Origin of the sequence: Clostridioides sp. ZZV15-6388 (assembly GCF_020657755.1) — a bacterium.
GTDB lineage: Bacteria > Bacillota > Clostridia > Peptostreptococcales > Peptostreptococcaceae > Clostridioides.
This window is the reverse complement of sequence record NZ_JAGWCU010000003.1, coordinates 40,761-59,402: the sequence shown is the minus strand read 5'-3', so window position 1 is coordinate 59,402 and position 18,642 is coordinate 40,761. Positions and strand designations below refer to the sequence as shown.

Annotated in this window: 17 protein-coding genes and 1 pseudogene; 5 read left to right on the top strand and 13 right to left on the bottom strand. The window is 27.5% G+C overall.

What is annotated here, in order from left to right; all coding sequences use genetic code 11:
- Positions 1–124: 124 nt before the first annotated feature.
- The 4 genes from KGF48_RS03020 to prmA are packed head-to-tail and all read right to left on the bottom strand — an operon-like array spanning position 125 to position 3,543.
- Entirely contained in the window at positions 125–475 is a 351-nt protein-coding gene (locus KGF48_RS03020) for a histidine triad nucleotide-binding protein (protein ID WP_227432586.1), read from the bottom strand.
- A gap of 43 nt (positions 476–518) precedes the next feature.
- Positions 519–1,817 carry a tRNA (N(6)-L-threonylcarbamoyladenosine(37)-C(2))-methylthiotransferase MtaB gene (gene mtaB, locus KGF48_RS03015; RefSeq protein WP_227861031.1) on the bottom strand — a complete coding sequence of 433 codons (1,299 nt, stop codon included), beginning with the start codon at positions 1,815–1,817 and terminating at the stop codon, positions 519–521.
- Positions 1,818–1,821: 4 nt separating this feature from the next.
- Entirely contained in the window at positions 1,822–2,577 is a 756-nt protein-coding gene (locus KGF48_RS03010) for a 16S rRNA (uracil(1498)-N(3))-methyltransferase (RefSeq protein WP_227840727.1), read from the bottom strand.
- An 18-nt stretch (positions 2,578–2,595) separates the two neighbouring features.
- The gene (gene prmA, locus KGF48_RS03005; protein WP_227867735.1) at positions 2,596–3,543 is read right to left on the bottom strand and encodes a 50S ribosomal protein L11 methyltransferase; all 948 of its coding nucleotides are present in this window, start codon (positions 3,541–3,543) and stop codon (positions 2,596–2,598) included.
- A 338-nt stretch (positions 3,544–3,881) separates the two neighbouring features.
- Here prmA and KGF48_RS03000 point away from each other — a divergent pair, with 338 nt between their 5' ends.
- Both KGF48_RS03000 and KGF48_RS02995 read left to right on the top strand, forming a co-directional pair.
- On the top strand, positions 3,882–4,991 hold the full coding sequence (locus tag KGF48_RS03000) for a sn-glycerol-3-phosphate ABC transporter ATP-binding protein UgpC (protein WP_227840725.1): 1,110 nt from the start codon (positions 3,882–3,884) through the stop codon (positions 4,989–4,991).
- A gap of 29 nt (positions 4,992–5,020) precedes the next feature.
- Positions 5,021–5,788 carry a PucR family transcriptional regulator gene (locus tag KGF48_RS02995; protein WP_227842142.1) on the top strand — a complete coding sequence of 256 codons (768 nt, stop codon included), beginning with the start codon at positions 5,021–5,023 and terminating at the stop codon, positions 5,786–5,788.
- 260 nt (positions 5,789–6,048) lie between these two features.
- Here the strand turns inward: KGF48_RS02995 and tnpB are convergent, their stop codons facing one another.
- The 4 genes and pseudogenes from tnpB to KGF48_RS02975 all read right to left on the bottom strand — a co-directional run bounded on the left by tnpB (position 6,049) and on the right by KGF48_RS02975 (position 9,595).
- The gene (gene tnpB / locus KGF48_RS02990; protein ID WP_227867734.1) at positions 6,049–7,137 is read right to left on the bottom strand and encodes an IS200/IS605 family element RNA-guided endonuclease TnpB; all 1,089 of its coding nucleotides are present in this window, start codon (positions 7,135–7,137) and stop codon (positions 6,049–6,051) included.
- A 7-nt stretch (positions 7,138–7,144) separates the two neighbouring features.
- Positions 7,145–7,524, bottom strand: a pseudogene (gene tnpA / locus KGF48_RS02985) (IS200/IS605 family transposase).
- A gap of 468 nt (positions 7,525–7,992) precedes the next feature.
- Positions 7,993–8,943 (bottom strand): SDR family NAD(P)-dependent oxidoreductase, encoded by a 951-nt coding sequence (locus KGF48_RS02980; protein WP_227867733.1) that lies wholly within the window; start codon positions 8,941–8,943, stop codon positions 7,993–7,995.
- A gap of 1 nt (position 8,944) precedes the next feature.
- Positions 8,945–9,595: a PadR family transcriptional regulator gene (locus tag KGF48_RS02975; RefSeq protein WP_227840424.1), complete on the bottom strand. Its 651-nt coding sequence runs from the start codon at positions 9,593–9,595 to the stop codon at positions 8,945–8,947.
- A gap of 353 nt (positions 9,596–9,948) precedes the next feature.
- Here KGF48_RS02975 and KGF48_RS02970 point away from each other — a divergent pair, with 353 nt between their 5' ends.
- Both KGF48_RS02970 and KGF48_RS02965 read left to right on the top strand, forming a co-directional pair.
- Positions 9,949–10,557: a TetR/AcrR family transcriptional regulator gene (locus KGF48_RS02970; RefSeq protein ID WP_227840425.1), complete on the top strand. Its 609-nt coding sequence runs from the start codon at positions 9,949–9,951 to the stop codon at positions 10,555–10,557.
- Positions 10,558–10,583: 26 nt separating this feature from the next.
- Positions 10,584–11,717: a macrolide family glycosyltransferase gene (locus KGF48_RS02965; protein ID WP_227867732.1), complete on the top strand. Its 1,134-nt coding sequence runs from the start codon at positions 10,584–10,586 to the stop codon at positions 11,715–11,717.
- Positions 11,718–11,878: 161 nt separating this feature from the next.
- On the opposite strand, the gene KGF48_RS02960 is transcribed toward KGF48_RS02965, so the two are convergent.
- From KGF48_RS02960 to KGF48_RS02940, 5 genes are all read right to left on the bottom strand, one after another.
- Positions 11,879–13,258 carry an MATE family efflux transporter gene (locus KGF48_RS02960; protein ID WP_227840427.1) on the bottom strand — a complete coding sequence of 460 codons (1,380 nt, stop codon included), beginning with the start codon at positions 13,256–13,258 and terminating at the stop codon, positions 11,879–11,881.
- A 216-nt stretch (positions 13,259–13,474) separates the two neighbouring features.
- Positions 13,475–14,041 (bottom strand): CDP-alcohol phosphatidyltransferase family protein, encoded by a 567-nt coding sequence (locus KGF48_RS02955; RefSeq protein ID WP_227867731.1) that lies wholly within the window; start codon positions 14,039–14,041, stop codon positions 13,475–13,477.
- A 28-nt stretch (positions 14,042–14,069) separates the two neighbouring features.
- Positions 14,070–14,861, bottom strand: a complete 792-nt coding sequence (locus KGF48_RS02950) for an ABC-2 family transporter protein (RefSeq protein WP_227840429.1) — start codon at positions 14,859–14,861, stop codon at positions 14,070–14,072.
- Complete coding sequence (locus KGF48_RS02945) at positions 14,861–15,715, bottom strand: ABC-2 family transporter protein (protein WP_227867730.1); 855 nt, start codon at positions 15,713–15,715, stop codon at positions 14,861–14,863. Before KGF48_RS02945 ends, KGF48_RS02950 begins: the two co-directional genes overlap by 1 nt.
- Positions 15,702–16,697, bottom strand: coding sequence for an ATP-binding cassette domain-containing protein (locus KGF48_RS02940; protein WP_227840431.1), 996 nt, complete (start codon positions 16,695–16,697; stop codon positions 15,702–15,704). Before KGF48_RS02940 ends, KGF48_RS02945 begins: the two co-directional genes overlap by 14 nt.
- 711 nt (positions 16,698–17,408) lie before the next feature.
- On the opposite strand from KGF48_RS02940, the gene KGF48_RS02935 reads away from it, so the two are divergent.
- Positions 17,409–18,365, top strand: coding sequence for a diguanylate cyclase domain-containing protein (locus tag KGF48_RS02935; protein WP_227830020.1), 957 nt, complete (start codon positions 17,409–17,411; stop codon positions 18,363–18,365).
- Positions 18,366–18,642 lie beyond the last annotated feature (277 nt).

The following is an 18,642-nucleotide window of genomic DNA, read 5'->3' as shown; positions in this document are numbered from 1 at the left end:
ACTGTAACTATGTTCTTTTTGCATAATATGCATTACAACCTAACACTTTGTTTATTATAAACTAAATTTTTACTTTTATCAAGTATTTTTATCAAGAAGGAACTCAATTTTTCAATAATTTAGTTTAGTTTTGTTCTGCTTCGTAATTAGGAAGCTTTTTACCTGCTAAAATATGATAGTGCAAATGCTTAACTTCTTGCCCTCCATCGCTTCCACAATTATTTATGATTCTGAATCCAGTTTGGTCAAAACCTTTCTCTTTAGCTATTTTATTAATAACAACATGAATATGTGACACAATATCCATTTCTATATCAGGAATATCAATTACACTATCATAATGTTTTTTAGGTACAACTAATATATGATATGGAGCAACTGGGTTCAAATCATTAAATGCCAATACTCTTTCATCTTCATAAACTTTAGTTGAAGGTATTTCTCCGTTCGCTATTTTACAAAATATACAATCCATTTCCTTCCACCTCCTATCTTATAAATATTATAATTTCTACATGTTATAGCAAAATTCCTTCTACATATTCATTTTTTACATCATTTATTTTTACTTTTAATATCTGACCTTGTATGTTTTTGTCACTTTCAACAACAACTCTTATATAATTTGAAGTTAGTCCCTCAAACTTATTCCCCTCTATATTTTGTTCAAATAAAACATCTAATTCACTGCCAATAAATTTAGTTGCAAATTTATTAAAGTTTTCTTTGCTTAAATTTAAAAGTTGTTCACTTCTAAAGTGTTTTATTTGAGGGTCAATTTGATTTTCCATAGTTGCAGCTGGAGTTCCTTTTCTTGGCGAATATTTAAAAATGTGCATTTGTGAAAGCTCTATATCTTTTAAAAACTCGTATGTTTGTTTAAATTCCTCATTTGTTTCTCCTGGAAAACCTACTATTACATCTGTAGTTATTGCTACATTTGGCATTTTATCTCTTAATCTATCCACAATAGTCTTATACTCTAAAGTTGTATATCTTCTATTCATTCTTTTTAGAGTTTCATCACATCCACTTTGAAGTGATAGATGATAATGAGGACAAACCTTCTCCATCTTTAAAACTTCATTCACAAATTCATCAGTAAACAAAATTGGTTCAACAGAGCTAAGTCTAATTCTCTCTATTGCATCTATCTCATTTATTTGTTTTATTACATCAAGAAGTTTAATATTCTTATCTTTTAAATCTTTTCCATAAGATGCTACATGTATTCCTGTTAATACAACCTCTTTATAGCCATTTTTAGCCAATTTTTTCACTTCATCAACTATACTATCAATATCCCTACTTCTAACACGTCCTCGGGCATAAGGAATGATGCAATAGGTACAAAATCTGTCACATCCATCTTGAATTTTCATAAATGCTCTAGTCTTTCCATTAGTCTGACTGATTTCTATTTCTTCAAATGCCTTTACCTTCATTATATCATCAACTGTGCTAACTTTTTTACTTGCATCTATCTTTCTAATCTCTTCAACAATCTTTCTTCTATCATTTGTACCCATGACTAGGTTTACTTCTTCTATATCCAAAATTTCTTCTGGCGATACTTGCGAATAGCATCCCACAACAGCTATTATTGCATCTGGATTTTTCTTTTTAACTCGTCTTATATATTGACGAGATTTTCTATCACTCATATGAGTTACTGTACATGTATTTATAACATAAACGTCTGCATATTCTTCACTATTAACTTGTTCATATCCATCTTTTTCAAATAGTTCTAGCATAGCTTCAGTTTCGTATTGATTGACTTTACACCCAAGTGTATAAAAAGCTACTTTTTTCAATTTATTATTCTCCTCCTAAGTCACTTAGCTCATACAAAGCTATTGTTGATGCTACAACAGAAGCTGTCTCAGTTCTCAATATTCTAGGTCCTAATGATACAATGCTGCAATTATTTTTTTGAACTTGTTCTATTTCTTCCTCAGCAAAACCACCCTCTGGACCTACAAAAATTCCAACCCTATCTATATTAGAATCACAATTTTTAAGTGCCTGTTTTATTGAGACAGTTCTTTCATTTTCATAAGGGCAGATATTTACATCATTTTTTTTCATATCTTCTAAAGCTTCTTTGAAACTTAAAACACCTCTTAAATTTGGGATTTTACCTCTTTTACTTTGCTTTGCGGCTTCATAAATTATTCTTTCCCAACGCTCAAATTTTTTATCTTCTTTTTTATCATCAACTTTAGCAACACTTCTCTTAGTTTGAACTAATATTATTTCATCTACACCAACTTCAGTTAATTTTTGAAGTATCATTTCCATCTTTGGAGCTTTTGGAAGACCTTGATATAACTTTACCCTAAGTTTAGATTCTCTATTTATATCAACTTCTTCTAAAATTTTTAAATTAACCATATTTTTTTCTATATTTGTTATCTCACAAATGTACTCATTATTATCTTTATCACATATCTCAAGTTTTTCCCCTAGTTTACACCTTAAAACTTTTGAAATATGTTTTACATCTTCACCTTCTATAATGCAGGCTTTGTCTTGTAAATTTATTTTTTTTTTTTCAACAAAAAATCTATCCATTACACTTCACCCTGCCTTTTACTTTTTAAGTTTAGAAACTATTGCTGACCATTCGCCTAGTTTTTGAACCTCAACTATTTCAAATCCATTTTCGATTAAACTTTCTTTAACTTCCTCTACTTTGTCCAAAATTATCCCTGAAGATATAAATATAGCGTCTTCTTTCATAAAATTTTGTACATCTTTTGCAAGTATTTTTATTATATCAGCTATTATATTTGCAACTATAATATCAGCTTTATCCTTTATTACATCTGTTAAATTACCATGCATTACAGATACATTCTCTTCAACTTTATTTTCAAGCACATTTTCTTTTGCAACTTTTACTGCAACTTCGTCTAAATCTACAGCCACAACTTCTTTTGCCCCTAATTTAGCTGCTGCTATTGCAAGAATTCCGCTACCACAGCCAATATCAAATACTTTAGAATCTTTATTTACATATTTCTCTAATTCTCTAATACACATACTAGTAGTCTCATGTGTTCCTGTACCAAAAGCCATACCAGGGTCAAGTTCTATTATCAAATCCCCTTCTTGCATATCATAATCTTCCCATGTAGGTTTTACTACTACCCTTTGTCCTACTTTTGTTGGTTTATAGTATGCTTTCCATGCATTTGCCCAATCAGCTTCATTTACTTGGTCTAGTGACACACTTCCTTCACCTATATCTATACCAAAATCTCTTAATCCTAAAACTTTTTGTTTTATAATTTCGACAAATTCCATCACATTTTTTTCTTCTGACACATAAGTCTTTATTAATACATCTTCTTCTTCGTTCTTTTTAAATACTTCTTCTTCTACATAATCCCAATCTAATTCATTTTTCTTTTGAAATAAGAAATCTTTTGGGTCTTCTATTACAGCTCCTCCAGCTCCTTGTTCATATAGTATATTTGTTATTGCTTCAACTGCTTCTGTTGTTGTTTTTATAGTTACCTCTATCCAATTATTCATAAGTTTACCTCTCTTTTCTATATTAATTTTCCTATTTTTCCATAACTTTTATTATATCATAAATATCATACTTTTTTGTTTTATAAATTTTTTATTAGTTTATATCTATATTATAGTAAATTTACTTAATTTATAATAAATTGTCTAGCTTATTTTTAGCACTTTATTTGATTATACTTTTTCCTTAATGCATTTTAAACAGTGAACATTATATTTATTATATACAAATCACCAAAATGTACATTTTAAACAAAAATTTTTAGTTATTTTATATGTTTCCTACAATAAAATCATCTGATATTATATAATTAAAATTTAAATTATTAAGGAGAACTATAATGTCAGAAGTAATATTAAAAGATATATCAAAACTTTATTCTAATGGATTTAATGCAGTAAAAAATATAAATATAGATATTAAAGACAAGGAATTTATCGTTTTAGTGGGTCCATCTGGTTGTGGTAAATCGACAACGCTTAGAATGATTGCTGGTCTTGAAGAAATATCTTCTGGAGAATTATATATAGGAGATAAACTTGTCAATGATATAGAACCAAAGGATAGAGATATAGCAATGGTTTTTCAAAACTATGCTTTATACCCTCACTTATCTGTTTATGAAAATATGGCATTTGCACTTAAACTTAGAAAAATGCCAAAAGATGAAATAGATAAAAAAGTTAAAGAAGCTGCTAAAATATTGGATTTAGTTCCTCTTTTAGATAAAAAACCTAAAACATTATCTGGAGGTCAGAGACAAAGGGTTGCTCTAGGACGTGCAATAGTTAGAAACCCTAAGGTATTCTTAATGGATGAACCTCTATCTAACTTGGATGCAAAACTTAGAACTGCCATGAGAACAGAAATAACTAAATTACATCAACAACTTGGAACTACATTTATCTATGTAACACATGACCAAGTTGAAGCTATGACTATGGCCGATAGAATAGTGGTAATGAAAGATGGAGTGGTACAACAGATTGCAACTCCACAAGATGTATACGACTATCCAGCTAATGTGTTTGTTGCAGGATTTATTGGAGCTCCACAGATGAATTTTATTGATGTGACATTGATAGAAGAGAATGAAGAAATATATGCTAAAAACGAATACATTAGGATAAAATTAAATAGAGAAAAACACTATGATTTAATAAAAGACAACTATATTGGAAAAGAAGTTATTATGGGTATTAGACCAGAGGATATACATATAGAAGATACTTTTATTAAAGCTAATCAAGATACTTGCTTTAAGTCAACAGTTGAAATAAAAGAACTTATGGGAGCAGAGACTTATGCTCATTTAAAATTAGATGTAAATACAATAACAATTCGATTTGACAGCAAAAATAGAGTTGATGTTGGTGATAACTTAACACTTTCAGTTGATAATAATAGAATACACTTATTTGACAAAGAAACTGACTTAGCTATAAGATAAGAGTATAATCTTATTTCTAAGGAGACTTTATGGAAGACTTGAAAAGTTTTTTTGAAAAACAACTCAATAAAAAAATAAATATTTACCCTTATAAAAATCAAAGTTTAGATGCCAATAGTCATTTAGTTACTTTTAATGATACTGTTTATGTTATTGATTTTTTAGATGAAAATAACTTAGATAATCTAAATGGTCACTTTTATTTAATTTATCAGCCACATATAGATTTTGAATATTTAAAAGGTATTTTTTATAACTTATATGATGATATAAATATAATGCAACATAGTAGTTTTTTTGTAGTAAACTCTAAATATAACTTAGATATTAATGTAACTACACAAAATATAATTGAAACTGAAACTTATCAAAGTACTTATATTTTTTATCTTGGTGAGTTAGATAACAAATCTGATTTTAATTTTAGATTACAGTTATGCTCTGATTTACTATCTCATATTGTAAAAGATAATGCTAAAGATAAATTTTTAAATTTATTTGACCTTATTAGGTATAAAACTTTAGACTTAATTAACAAGGATGATGTACTTAATAGACTGATAGACTTCAATAAGATAAAATCTATTGATGAAGAGCTTCTATCTACAGGAATAAAATTTATAAATAATGACTTAAACATCTCTAAAACATCTAGTGATATGTTTTTACATAGAAATACACTGGTGTATAGGCTGGAAAAAATTAATGAAATACTCAACCTTGATTTAAAAAACTTTGAGAATGCAATGATTTTTTATCTAAGTGTAAAATCTTATTTTCTATATAAAAAAATTTAACTACTAAATTAAGCAGAAATTTTGTATATTAGTTCAAATTTCTGCTTAATTTTAATTCAAAATATTGTATACCTATAAAGTATTCTGTACTTCAAGTTTATGAATATCCAATCAGTCATATTTTGCAAATAGTATTTGTGAACTACCATCCACTTAACTACCTACGGTAATGTTTGAAGTGGTGGCTTCTTGGTCAAGATAACTATTGTTATCAGTATCTCCAAGCTATTAGGCTAGTTCCTAACCCTTATGATTACCATTTATATGGCTAAGTTTAGTAGATTGATACTTGCATTGATATCTCTATCGTGGAATGCTCCACACTCTGGACATTCCCATTCTCTTAGTCCTAAGTTCTTCACTAATGGATTTTTATATCCACATTTAGAACATAATTGACTAGATGCGAAATTCTTATCTGCTACTATTATTTCTCTACCATACCAATTAGCTTTATATTCTAACATTCTTCTGAACTCCGACCAACTTGCTTCGCTTATAGCTTTCGCTAACTTATGATTTTTCACCATATTTTTTACCTTCAAGTCCTCAATAACTATAACTTGGTTTTCGTGTATTAGTTTAGTTGATAACTTATTTAGGAAATCTGCTCTTTGGTCTGATATCTTTTGATGCAACCTTGCTACCTTCAATCTTGCTTTATATCTATTATTGCTTCCTTTTTGTTTTCTTGATAAGTCCTTTTGTAGTTTAGTTAATCTTTTCTCTGATTTTCTAAAGTGTTTAGGATTATCTACTCTAAATCCATCGCTACATATTGCAAATTCCTTCAATCCAACATCTACACCTATTTTCTTATCAATAGTTTTTAGTTTCTCTATTTCAGTTTCTGCTAATATAGAAATATAATATCTATTACCTGGTGTTTTCGATATAGTACAATTCTTTATTTCTCCATCAAACATTCTATGTTGTTTTATCCTAACCATCGATTTTAGTTTAGGTAATTTTATATATCCATTTTCAATCCTTACAGTACCTTTTTGGTTGTTAGTAGTATAACTATGATAGTTTATTTTCTTAGATTTGAATTTAGGAAAACCTACTGATTTATCTCTAAAAAAGTTTTTGTAGGCTTTATCTAAATTCATTTGTTCATTTGCTAGTGCTAAACTATCAACTTCTTTTAGGAACTCATATTCCTTTTTGTACTGTGCAGGTGTAGGATATTTTATTTTCTTAATATCTAAGTCCTTGTTTTCCTCATATGCTTTAATCCTATCGGATAACATAAGATTATATATAAGTCTGCTACATCCAAAAGTTTTAGCAAAATATTCTTTTTGTTCGCTATTTGGATATAATCTATATTTATATGCTCTTAGCATATTATCCCTACTTTCCTTGATTTTCTATGTATTGTTTTACAACATCCAATGGAGCTCCACAAGTTGTTACTAGACAATAACTTTTGCTCCAAAAGTATTCTTTCCATAAGGACTTACGAATACTTGGAAATTCATTCTTTATTCTTCTACTTGATGCTGATTTATAAGCATTTAGCAGTTTAGATATCTCTGTATTTGGTTTTTCTTTGAATAACAAGTGCACATGGTCAATATCATGATTCCATTCTAGCAACTCCACTCCATAATTTTGGGAGATATCTACAAATATATCTTTTAGTCTATCTGATATAGAGTTATCTATTTTATACACATAACTAAGTGATAGTGTAACAAAAATACTGAATGATTATTACTATCTAATTTCATTGTAATTACTTCATTTCAGTTTTTACTACTGTTTTTATAATACAATACATTTTTTGAAAATCAAGTAAAATAAATAACCTATTGGTTAGGCTTACATCCTCCACCTCCTATGGCGAGGAAGAGGAATTTCACCATTATAGGTTAAATTTATTATATCTTTTTCATCATCAACAAGTAATATTTTCTTATTAAAGTATGTTTCCATAGTAAAATCACTCCTAATAAAGAGTTATTATCTTTTATTTATCAATTCTTTAACTCTGTGTATTCTGCTTAAAGTATATTCAAATAATTAAATAAAATCAAGTATATATCAATTATAAATTAAATTATAGTTAATTGTAATTTTTCTCATATTAATTCAAACAATAAAATAAAAACTGAACAGAATTAGCAAAAATACTATATCCTTTTAGCAATATCAATAAGATTATGTTGTTGATATAATAACCTCATGAATTATATGTGTTATGCTAGCAAATTATATTTAGCATTTTCAACATATTGTTTACATATAGCCCACACTTTCTCTATTGTCTCTTTGTTATTGACATAAGGTGGATAAACCTCTATGCTTGTAATGCTTTTTATAAATGATATTGAGTTATTAGCCATTTTAACAATCTTTCCTTGGTGATTTATTAGTTTTCCAGTAATACCTGTATAAACATTAGAAGTGCAAATCGAAAAATAAGCCTCTCCAATAATTTCTGATTTTGGTATAATAATGTTTTGTAAAAATGCAAGTACTTTCCAATACGAATTAAATTTCTTAATTGTTTTTTTACTCATTTTTGTTGCTGGAACCATAATTGCATTTACACTTATATTATAAGGCTTGTATTCTTGTTTCATCATACTTGTAACCATAAGTAAAGCTATTTTGGAATCTCCATAAATTTTATAGGAATTATATTCTTTATCTTCTACAGTTTCACCACTTAAAACTCCAAAATTAATTTTTCTTCTTTCATCAAAAAAATGCTTTATATTTCTACTACATACATTTAGAATTTTAGGATTTTTTGATTTAGCAAGTACATCCAATAATAAATCGGTCATAAAAACTGGCCCAAATAGATTGGTAGCAAATGTTAATTCTATACCATCAATACTTCGTTGAAAGTTTTTTTCTCCATGTTTAAAATGTCCAGCATTATGGATTAAGATATCCAATATACCGTATTTTTTCTTATATGTCTCACAAAAACTACAAATTGATTGCCTCGATGAAATATCCAGTTGAAGCAAATCCACATTAATATTTTTAGTTTTGACTATGATTTCCTGACACACGGGTTCACTAATCTGAATATTACGACATGCCATTATAACTCTATAACCCTCTGATGCAAACTTAAATGCTGCTGCCTTTCCTATCCCTGAATTAGCTCCTGTTATTATTACAGTTCCTTTCATGTTAGCTACCCCCTTTTTCTTGATTCTGACTATTGTTTAGGTACTCATTAATTAGCTTCTTATTTAAATTTTCAAACCATGCTATTTCAAAATTTGTCCTATCAATTCCAAACTGCAAGGTCAATAACTCAAAATCAATTATATCTTTAATATCTCTTTGAATGTTGGAATGTTCAGTATCTTGTAAAAAGTGATTAAACTGTTCTTGATTTTCTTCTATATAGGCAATGTACTGTAATTTTGCAACATCGATGTCTTGTCTTTTGATATTCTCCAACTGCTCTCTTTCCTTTTTGAGGTCAACAATATAAGATTCAATTAATGACAATCTTTTTTGTGTTGGAACAAAGCCCATAAAAAATAATTTGCTTAACTCCATATCCTTTACTTTCCCTGCTACCATAGAGGTCTGTACCCATTCTAAAAAACATGTTTTTCCTTTATCTGTTAGTACATAAAATTTCTTATTGACACTATTTTCAACAAACTCTTCATACACTATCATCTTCTTTTCAAGTAGCTTTTTTATTGCTGCTTGAATACTTCCCATACTGTTGCTACACATAGAAGCAAAATTCATTTCTATAACACTTCTCAGTTCATAAATTGTCAACTTCTTAAGCATAAGTAATCCCAAAATAATTTTATCCATTTTATTTACTCTCCTTTCATATTGCTAATAGCAACATTACTAATAGATAAAATCAAGCACTAGAAAACTAAAGTAACAGCTTCAAAATCACAGTAATAATATTTTGGGAACTTTAGAAAATTAATTTTATATAGACTTTATGATATTAATAAGAAAACAACTATAGTTTTAAAGACAACATGTGCAATATTTTATGATAACTGATTAAATACTTGTATCATTCTGACATATGTGCAAGTCTTAACATTTCATATTATAAGAACAATATTCTGTTTATAATTGACTTTAATTTAAAATTATTATAAGATATAAACAGAACAATATTCTGTTTGTTTAAATAAGGAGGTAAGTTTATGGCAAGAAAACCTATTTTAGAAGGAGGAAAAAGAGAGGAAATACTAGATGCTGCTATTCGATTATTTTTAAAATATGGGTATGAAAGCACTTCTGTTCGAATGATATTAAATGAAGTTAATGGAGAAGTTGGAATGTTTTATCATTATTTTAACTCTAAGCAAGAACTATTTGATAAGTCATTAGAGCATTTTATGAAGAAACAAAGCGAAAACTTTGCACAACTACTAATTCAAAATGAAGACACTTTATCATTTTATGAAATAATTAATAGAATACTAGATTACTATGAACAGAGCATTTCACAATTTCACAAATTAGTTGATAATAAAGTCCATTGGACTATATTGTATGCCTTACATGGTATCACCATAAAGACTATGCTACCTACAATAAAATCTTTTATTGAATTAGTATATTTAAAAACAGAAAATGATAATGTGCTGGATTTGGATTTTTTAACACAATATATATTGAATGGAATAAGTGGCTTGTTACATAGTGAATGTTTCCCAAAATTAAATAAAAGTGAACAACATACAATCATTTCTGAATTTTTAGGTAGAACGTTAAAAGTTCCTACTCTTATATTTACAATGAATACATGATAAAAACACTTTAAGGAGGTTAGATTATGAAAATTTTATTTATAAATTTACCTTTCTCTGGACATATATACCCTACCCTTGGGTTAGTGGAAAAATTAGTGCATAGAGGTAATTCTGTAACATACTTACTAACTGAAGAATGGAAAGATAAAGTCTTAGAAATGGGAGCTGATTTCATTTGTTATGAAGATAGCAAAAAATTTTCTATTCAGATGAAAAATGCCTATCAAATATCTATAAAAGTAGCACATGAATTTGACTTAATTATTTACGAACATCTTTTCTTTTTAGGAAAGCATATAGCAGAAAGATTTAATAAACCTGTTATTAGAGTTATTACATCACCAGCTACTAATGAAATTCTGATGAAAGAATTTATTAACTCTGGCGGAACATTTAGAGTATTTCGTTTCAAATGGGTGTGTCGCAGATGGACTAAAAAAGTATCAAACGGAGTTAAGTTAAAGACTGATTCCTGGTTAAAAGAAATTACTGAAAATCCTCCAGAACTTAATCTTGTATATACTACAAAAAGATTTCAACCATGTGCAGAAGATTTTTCAGAAAAGAAGTTTAAATTCCTTGGTACTTCTATTTACCATCGCAATAAAAAAAATGAGTTTCTATTGCCAGAATTGAAAAATAATTTAGTTTATATTTCTCTAGGTACAATTGTAAATAAAGCAATGTCATTTTATAAAAAATGTATCACTGCGTTTAAAGATGAAAATGTAACTGTTATTATGTCTGTTGGTAATTCGATAAATATATCAGAATTAGGTGAGATACCAAAGAATTTTTATATTTACTCCTTTGTCCCACAACTTGAAATATTAGAAAAAGCAAATGTTTTTATCACTCATGGTGGCTTAAATAGTGTTATGGAATCTCTTTATTTTGGAGTTCCTATGGTGGTTATTCCGTTTATGGCAGATCAACCAACTAATGCCCAGCAAGTTGAACGCTTAAATTTAGGAAAAAAGATTTCGCACAAACACATTACAAGTGATATTCTTAAAAAGTCTACTCTAACTGTTCTTAATGATTCGACCATAACTCAAAGTATATTGCTTATGCAAAAAGAAATTAGAAATGCAGGCGGTAATGAATTTGGTGCTGATTTGATTATTCAGTATATGGATAACAAAATGATAAAATAAAATTAAAATTGTACTGCTATTAAGAAAAGATTTGTAAATGAAGGAATGAATCCAAAAGAAAAAACCCAATAAAAGCCCATAAATAAATGAAAAAGCATTACTTATGGGCTAAATGATATACAGTCAAAAAAGATATATGTTAATTATATTTATTATTGTATTTATATATAGTTATACTTATTCTTATATCTATATATAAAACTAACCGTTAAAAATAAGGTTAAAATCTCAGCAATTGGCACTGCTAACCATATTCCATCTATATTTAAGACACTTGGTAATGTCAACAAACCTATAGTTATAAAAACAAAGGTACGTAAAAAAGATAGTATTGCAGATATCTTTCCATTTGACAATGCTGTAAACATAGATGATGTAAAAATATTGTATCCACAAAAAAGGAAACTAAAAGAAAATATATAGAATCCAGACCTTGTAATCTCATAAACGTTGCTTCCTTTTTGAGAAAAAATCTCTACAATAGTTGATGAACATACCATAGAAAACACAAATACCAGTAATGAGGCCACTGAGATAAATAATATACAAATTTTAAAAATGTATTTTAACTGGATATTATTTCTACTTCCATAATTATAGCTTATTATTGGAGCAACTCCCATTGAAAAACCAATATAAAGTGAGGTTAAAAGAAACTGAGAATAAATAATTATTGTAATAGCTGCAACTCCATCCTCACCAATCAATCTCATCATCATAATATTAAATAAAAAAGTAGTAACTGCTGTTGATAATTGACCCACCATCTCAGAAGAGCCATTAAAACAAATCTCAAATAATACCTTTTTATCTAATTTAGGTATGCAAAATCTAAGTACCCCTTTATTTTTCGAAAAGAAAACTATACCTGCAATAGTTGGGATTAAATATCCTATACCAGTTGCAAGTGCCGCTCCACTAATACCCATTTGTAGTGGTACAATAAACACATAATCTAGAATTATATTAGTGCATCCCGCTCCAAGCACTAACCATAATCCAAATTGAGGTTTACCAGCTGTTACAAATAGACTTTGAAATAATACCTGTAATATATTAGCAGAAGCAAAAATCAAGATAATAAAAAGATACGAACGACAATATTGAATCAAAATATCACTTGCTCCTAGCCATATAATAATATTGTCCATAAATATAAGACCTATACTGGTAATTAATATTCCAATTATAGCTCCAGATAATATAGTCAAAGTAAAAATTTTCTTTGCTCCATCCATATCACCATTCCCCATCTTGCAAGCTACAATAGCACTTCCTCCAGTAGCAAGCATAGTTCCAAGTCCAACAATAATATTAATAATAGGACAGACAATATTAATTGCGGATAAAGCATTTGTATCTACAAATCTAGATACAAATATAGTATCTACAATCGTATATAGTCCCATAAAAATCATCATGAATATAGTAGGAAATGCAAATTTTAATAAAGAAAATAAATTAAATCTCTGCGCAAGTAAATTATCCTTCACATAAATATTATCTTCTTTTTGATTTTTAGAATATAATATATCACTCATTAACATCATTATTCTGTATATTAATTCTATTTAAAATAATACTTAAATTATTATGCATTTACGAACCTCCTCTCTGCATAAAAATTATATCTAATTATTTAAATAGAGTTTTAATATATCTTGCTATTATGACGTCATATACGATAAGGATAATTCCTTAATCTTTAATCTAATTATTTTGAGTCTTTGAGTCAATACTGATGTAAATTTTAGTTTCTATCGTTTAGTATCATATGAAACAGATTTATGAATAAGTACTTCTATAATACTACTAATATCTATTTTCAACTCTTTAGATAATATATGTATTATTACTTCTTCAATGGCTGAGATACTTGCTACAACACAAACTATACTTCCAAGTAAATTTGTATTCATAATGTTATAAAATAAAGGTAAACAAAATAACATAAACCCAGATAATTTATTTCCATATGTATGTAATATAGCAAATGTGTTGTATTTACGAATCACCACAATTATTGATGTAATTCGAATAAGGACAATTATTAATATCCATAATACTATATACTTTGAAACATTTATTACTGGAAGCATAATAATAAACATTGATATTACTAAACATATATCAGCTATACTATCAAGCCTTGAACCAAACTTACTTGTCATATTCATTTTTCTAGCTATATATCCATCAAGAAAATCACTTACTCCACACATAATATAGACCGTAAAAAATAAAGAAGAAAACATATCTATTTTGAGCAAAGCTATTGATAAAATAATTCTAAGTATAGTAATAATATTTGCTATATTTTTCATTCCTTGTCACCTCAAAACTGATAACTTATTAAATACTTGCACTTTTATAATGTTTCATTCCTAGTTTCCAAAATCTCCACATAAATACTGTAAAAACAAATACAATACCAATTGAGTAGATTAACCCTTTTATTTTTAATGTCCCAGACAAAATTTGAGTTGGGATTGTTGACATAATTCCATATGGCAAAATCAAATAAAATAGTAGTTTAAAAATACCTTCATAAATTACACCTGGAATTTTCATATTCATTGGTAGTAAATTACCTTCTAATCTCATTATAGCAGAGGATGATATAACAAAAAATGAAATTGTTCGAAATATAATACACACATCATAAAAAAGCAATGTCATCAATAAAACCATACATATATATGCTATTATCATAATAAAAGTTATTTCTGAATTTAATTCAGATATTCCATATACAACTATAAAGACACTTGCCAAAATTAAAGGTGATGAACCAATATTAATATTCTCAAATGTCAATCTAAACAATGGGTCTATTGGCTTTGTAATATAATAATCTAATTCTCCTTCTTGAATTTTGCGTGGAATATCATAGATTCCAAAACAGAAAATGGTCATATTTATAGCATTTATTAATGAAAAAGTTCCTATAAATATTAGCATATCTCCACGATGCCAACCTCCTATTGAATCTACATGAGAATAAATACCATTAAACATTAACAATTGTAATATAAATAATGAACTATCTACAAAAAATGCTCCAAAGAAATCAAATCTAAACACCATCATTTTTGATAATTTCATTTTTAGTAACATAAATATTATTTTAAAATTTTTTTTCATTATATCCCCACCCCATCAAATAGTATTCTCATCCTTTTATAGACAATTTTATTTAATATAAAAAAGAATAAGACCCATAATGCTATAATAATCAGTCCTTGCACTGCCTCATTACTATTTCTACCTATTAATAACATAGATGGTAAATAGGTTGTGTAATAAAATGGAAAGAACTTCATAATAGTTACTACAACTTCTGGTAAAAGTACAAGTGGTATCATTGTTCCTGTAACAAATTCAGTTATATTATCGATTATCATTCTAAAAAAACCAATCTCTAGAAATTTAAATGATAAAATTCCAATAAAGAAATGAAGCTGAATCATAAAAACAAGCCCTAAGAAAATCATCAAAATTGAAATTAAAATTTGTATTGGATTTGATGTAAAAGCAAAATCTATTTTAAATATAAAAATCCATACAAAAGCAGAAGTTAGATTAAATACTAAGTAAAAAAAGGTCATTCCTAAATTTTTAGCAAAAAAATAATTTTGTGTATCAATCGGAATAATCATGTATTTTGAAAATGTACCCAACTTTACACGATTGCATATCTCCTCACTTGTACTTCTTGACATATCAATACCTGATAAAAATGAACTTATTATATAATAAGACAACATTGAATTAAATGTAAAGCCAGAAACTATGTCATTTTCACCAAAAATTGCCTTCCACAAAATATAAGCAAATAAAATTTTTATAATAGTAAACATCATGTTAACTACTACATCAAACCTCCAAATAAGTTGTACTTTGAAATTAATTTTAGCTATTTCATAGTACTTTCTTATATTTTGTTTAAATTTATAAAACAATGATTGTCTTGAATATGCTTCATTATAGTTGTTCATAATACTCTTCACATCCTTCTTTGTATATTCGTTCTACAACATTCCCTATATCTTCTTCTTCAATTGTTACATCCTCAACATCATACTTATCAAAAATCCATTTAACAGTTTCATTCCCCTTTTCTTTTGGCACAATTACTGATGTTTTATGTTTTGTTTGCTCAATAATCTTACAGTCTTTTGGAAATAAAATTTTGGTTTCATCAGTAAAACTAACTGTTATTTTCTTGTATTTTTGAAAATGGTTAAATAATTCATCTGTAGAGCCATCATATATTTTATGACTATTTTCTATGACAATACTTCGACTACAAAGGCTCTTAATATCTTCCATATAATGAGATGTAAGCATTATTGTAGTACCTTTTTTCTCATTTACTTCTTTCAGAAAATACCTAATTTGTTTTTGTGCCACTGCATCTAGACCTATTGTTGGTTCATCTAAAAATAAAATTTTAGGATTATGAAGAAGTGCTACAATAAGCTCCATTTTCATTCTTTCTCCTAAAGAAAGTGTTCTAACTTGAACATTTAGATAATCAGATACTTCAAACAACTCTATAAAGTAATCCAAATTCTTTTTATACTCTTCATCAGATATATCATATAGTTCTTTAAACAATAGAAATGTATCTGCTGGTGTCAATTCAAAAAATAGCTGACTTTTTTGCCCCATAACAACAGCATATTGTTTTTTAAAATTATTTTCTAACTTATTTGGATAATAACCCATGACAGAAATTTTTCCAGATGATGGCGCAATAATTCCAGTCATCATCTTAACAAGAGTTGTTTTTCCAGCTCCATTTTGACCTATTAATCCGACAAATTCTCCTTCCTCTATTTTTAAATCAAGGGATGATATAGCTGTTTTTTCTGTATATTTTCTATTAAATAAAGATTTTATGCTTCCCATAAGTCCTGGCTCTTTCTCAAATCTTCTATAAGATTTAGTCAGTTCATTAAGTTCAATAATACTCATTTTTATTGCCTCCATATCTTGTATTTTCTACAAAAAAAGTCCACAGGTATTTATATCTGCCTTTTTATGTGGTATACATATTTACCTACACAAAAACAGAAAACTCCTGTGGACTAGAAAATTTAATCTTTTCTATTTCAACATAATTATATTCAAAATAACACTATGTAAAATTAATAAAGGTGTAGCAGATTAAAACCCACTACACCACAATTTAACAAAGTAATATATAATAATATTATTATTTGTTGTCATATGTTAGTTATCTATAAAGGCAGAGCAAGACACAACAATTAAATGTATCAAAAATACACTTAAAAATTCTGATTAAACAGAATACATATGCGTCTCCAACTATTTATTTGTTGGTTACCATTATATATAACTCCGACATTAAGACACTCCTTTACTAATATTATTGTTGATATTCTATCATAAAACTTTTCTATGTTCAAGTATAATTTAAGATACTCATATATTTATCTTATTTATTTACAATTGAAATTTAATTTCATTAATTAGTTTAAGCAAAATTTAAAAATACAGTATTTATATTAGAAATAACACTCCTATACTCCCTTCTTCCAAAGTACACTATTATACAAATCAGATGCAATTTTTTTAATTTTATATTATAATATTGTCACAAGCTTCCAAATAAATAGTACTAACTAAAAGAATTATAAACTAAAAATCTTAAGGGGTTACTCTATGGAAAATAATACAGTACAAGAACAATTATGTGATTTATCAAAAAAAATCTGGCACATTTATACTTTAAATCCAGATGATGATGGCGTACAATTTATCATTTCTTTATTAGATGATAATTTTACATTGTTTGGAACAGGAAAGCATGAATTCTATACATCATTAGAAAATTTCATTATAAATCTTGAAAAAGACCAACAAGAATCAGAAGAAATAAATTTTAAAATTATAGATGAATGGTACTCATGTACTAAAGTTACAAATGAAACTTTTATAGTATATGGAACGCTATGGGTAATAGAAGAAGAGTACTTAGAAAAAGACATATATATAGAAATGGATACTAGATTTACTATGGTATACAAAGTTATAGATGGTAAAATCACACTGCTCCATGTACACCATTCTATTCCAAACTTTGAGCAAGCAAAAGATGAATACTATCCTAAAACAATAACTGAAAAAGCAAAGGAAGCTCTAGCTATGGCTCATGAGTTTAAGTTAAAATCAGAAAAAGACCTTATGACTGGATTATATAATCGTCATTTTTTTGAAGTACATATAAAAGAAATGCTAGAAACTACTTCATGTGGGTATTTTTATATTTTTGATTTAGATAATTTTAAGCAAATAAATGATATATTTGGCCATGTTAGAGGAGATGAAATATTAATACAATTTGCTAATATTTTGACTAAAGTGTTTGCCAATGATGCTATTATTGGAAGGCTTGGAGGAGATGAATTTGCTGTATTTGAATATATCAATCAGTCTAAGGAAGATGTTGAAAATAAGGCAAAAAAAGTTGCAAAGTTATGTTCTGATAGCAATTCTTGCTCTATAGGTATATCAAAACTAGAAAGTAATTTAGATACTTTTCAATCTTTATATAAACAATCTGATTATGCTCTATATTATACAAAACGAAACAACAAAGGAAATTTTAGTTGGTTTTAAGATTAAAGAATTTCAGATGTATAAAATAACCTCCTAACTGGTATGTTATTGCTTTATTCTATCTTTATTTAAACTGATACATCTATATAATTATACATCTATAGTAAGAATCCTATTGGTGATTACAACCACAAACGCCTTTTGTTAGATAAGTAAATGCAACAACTGCTTTTAAGCATTATTTGATGTATTTGTAAATGGATACTAAAAGAACATAAAAAGTATCTAGACACAGAGCCGATAACTGCTACTACTCACAAGTTCATCGGCTCTGTGT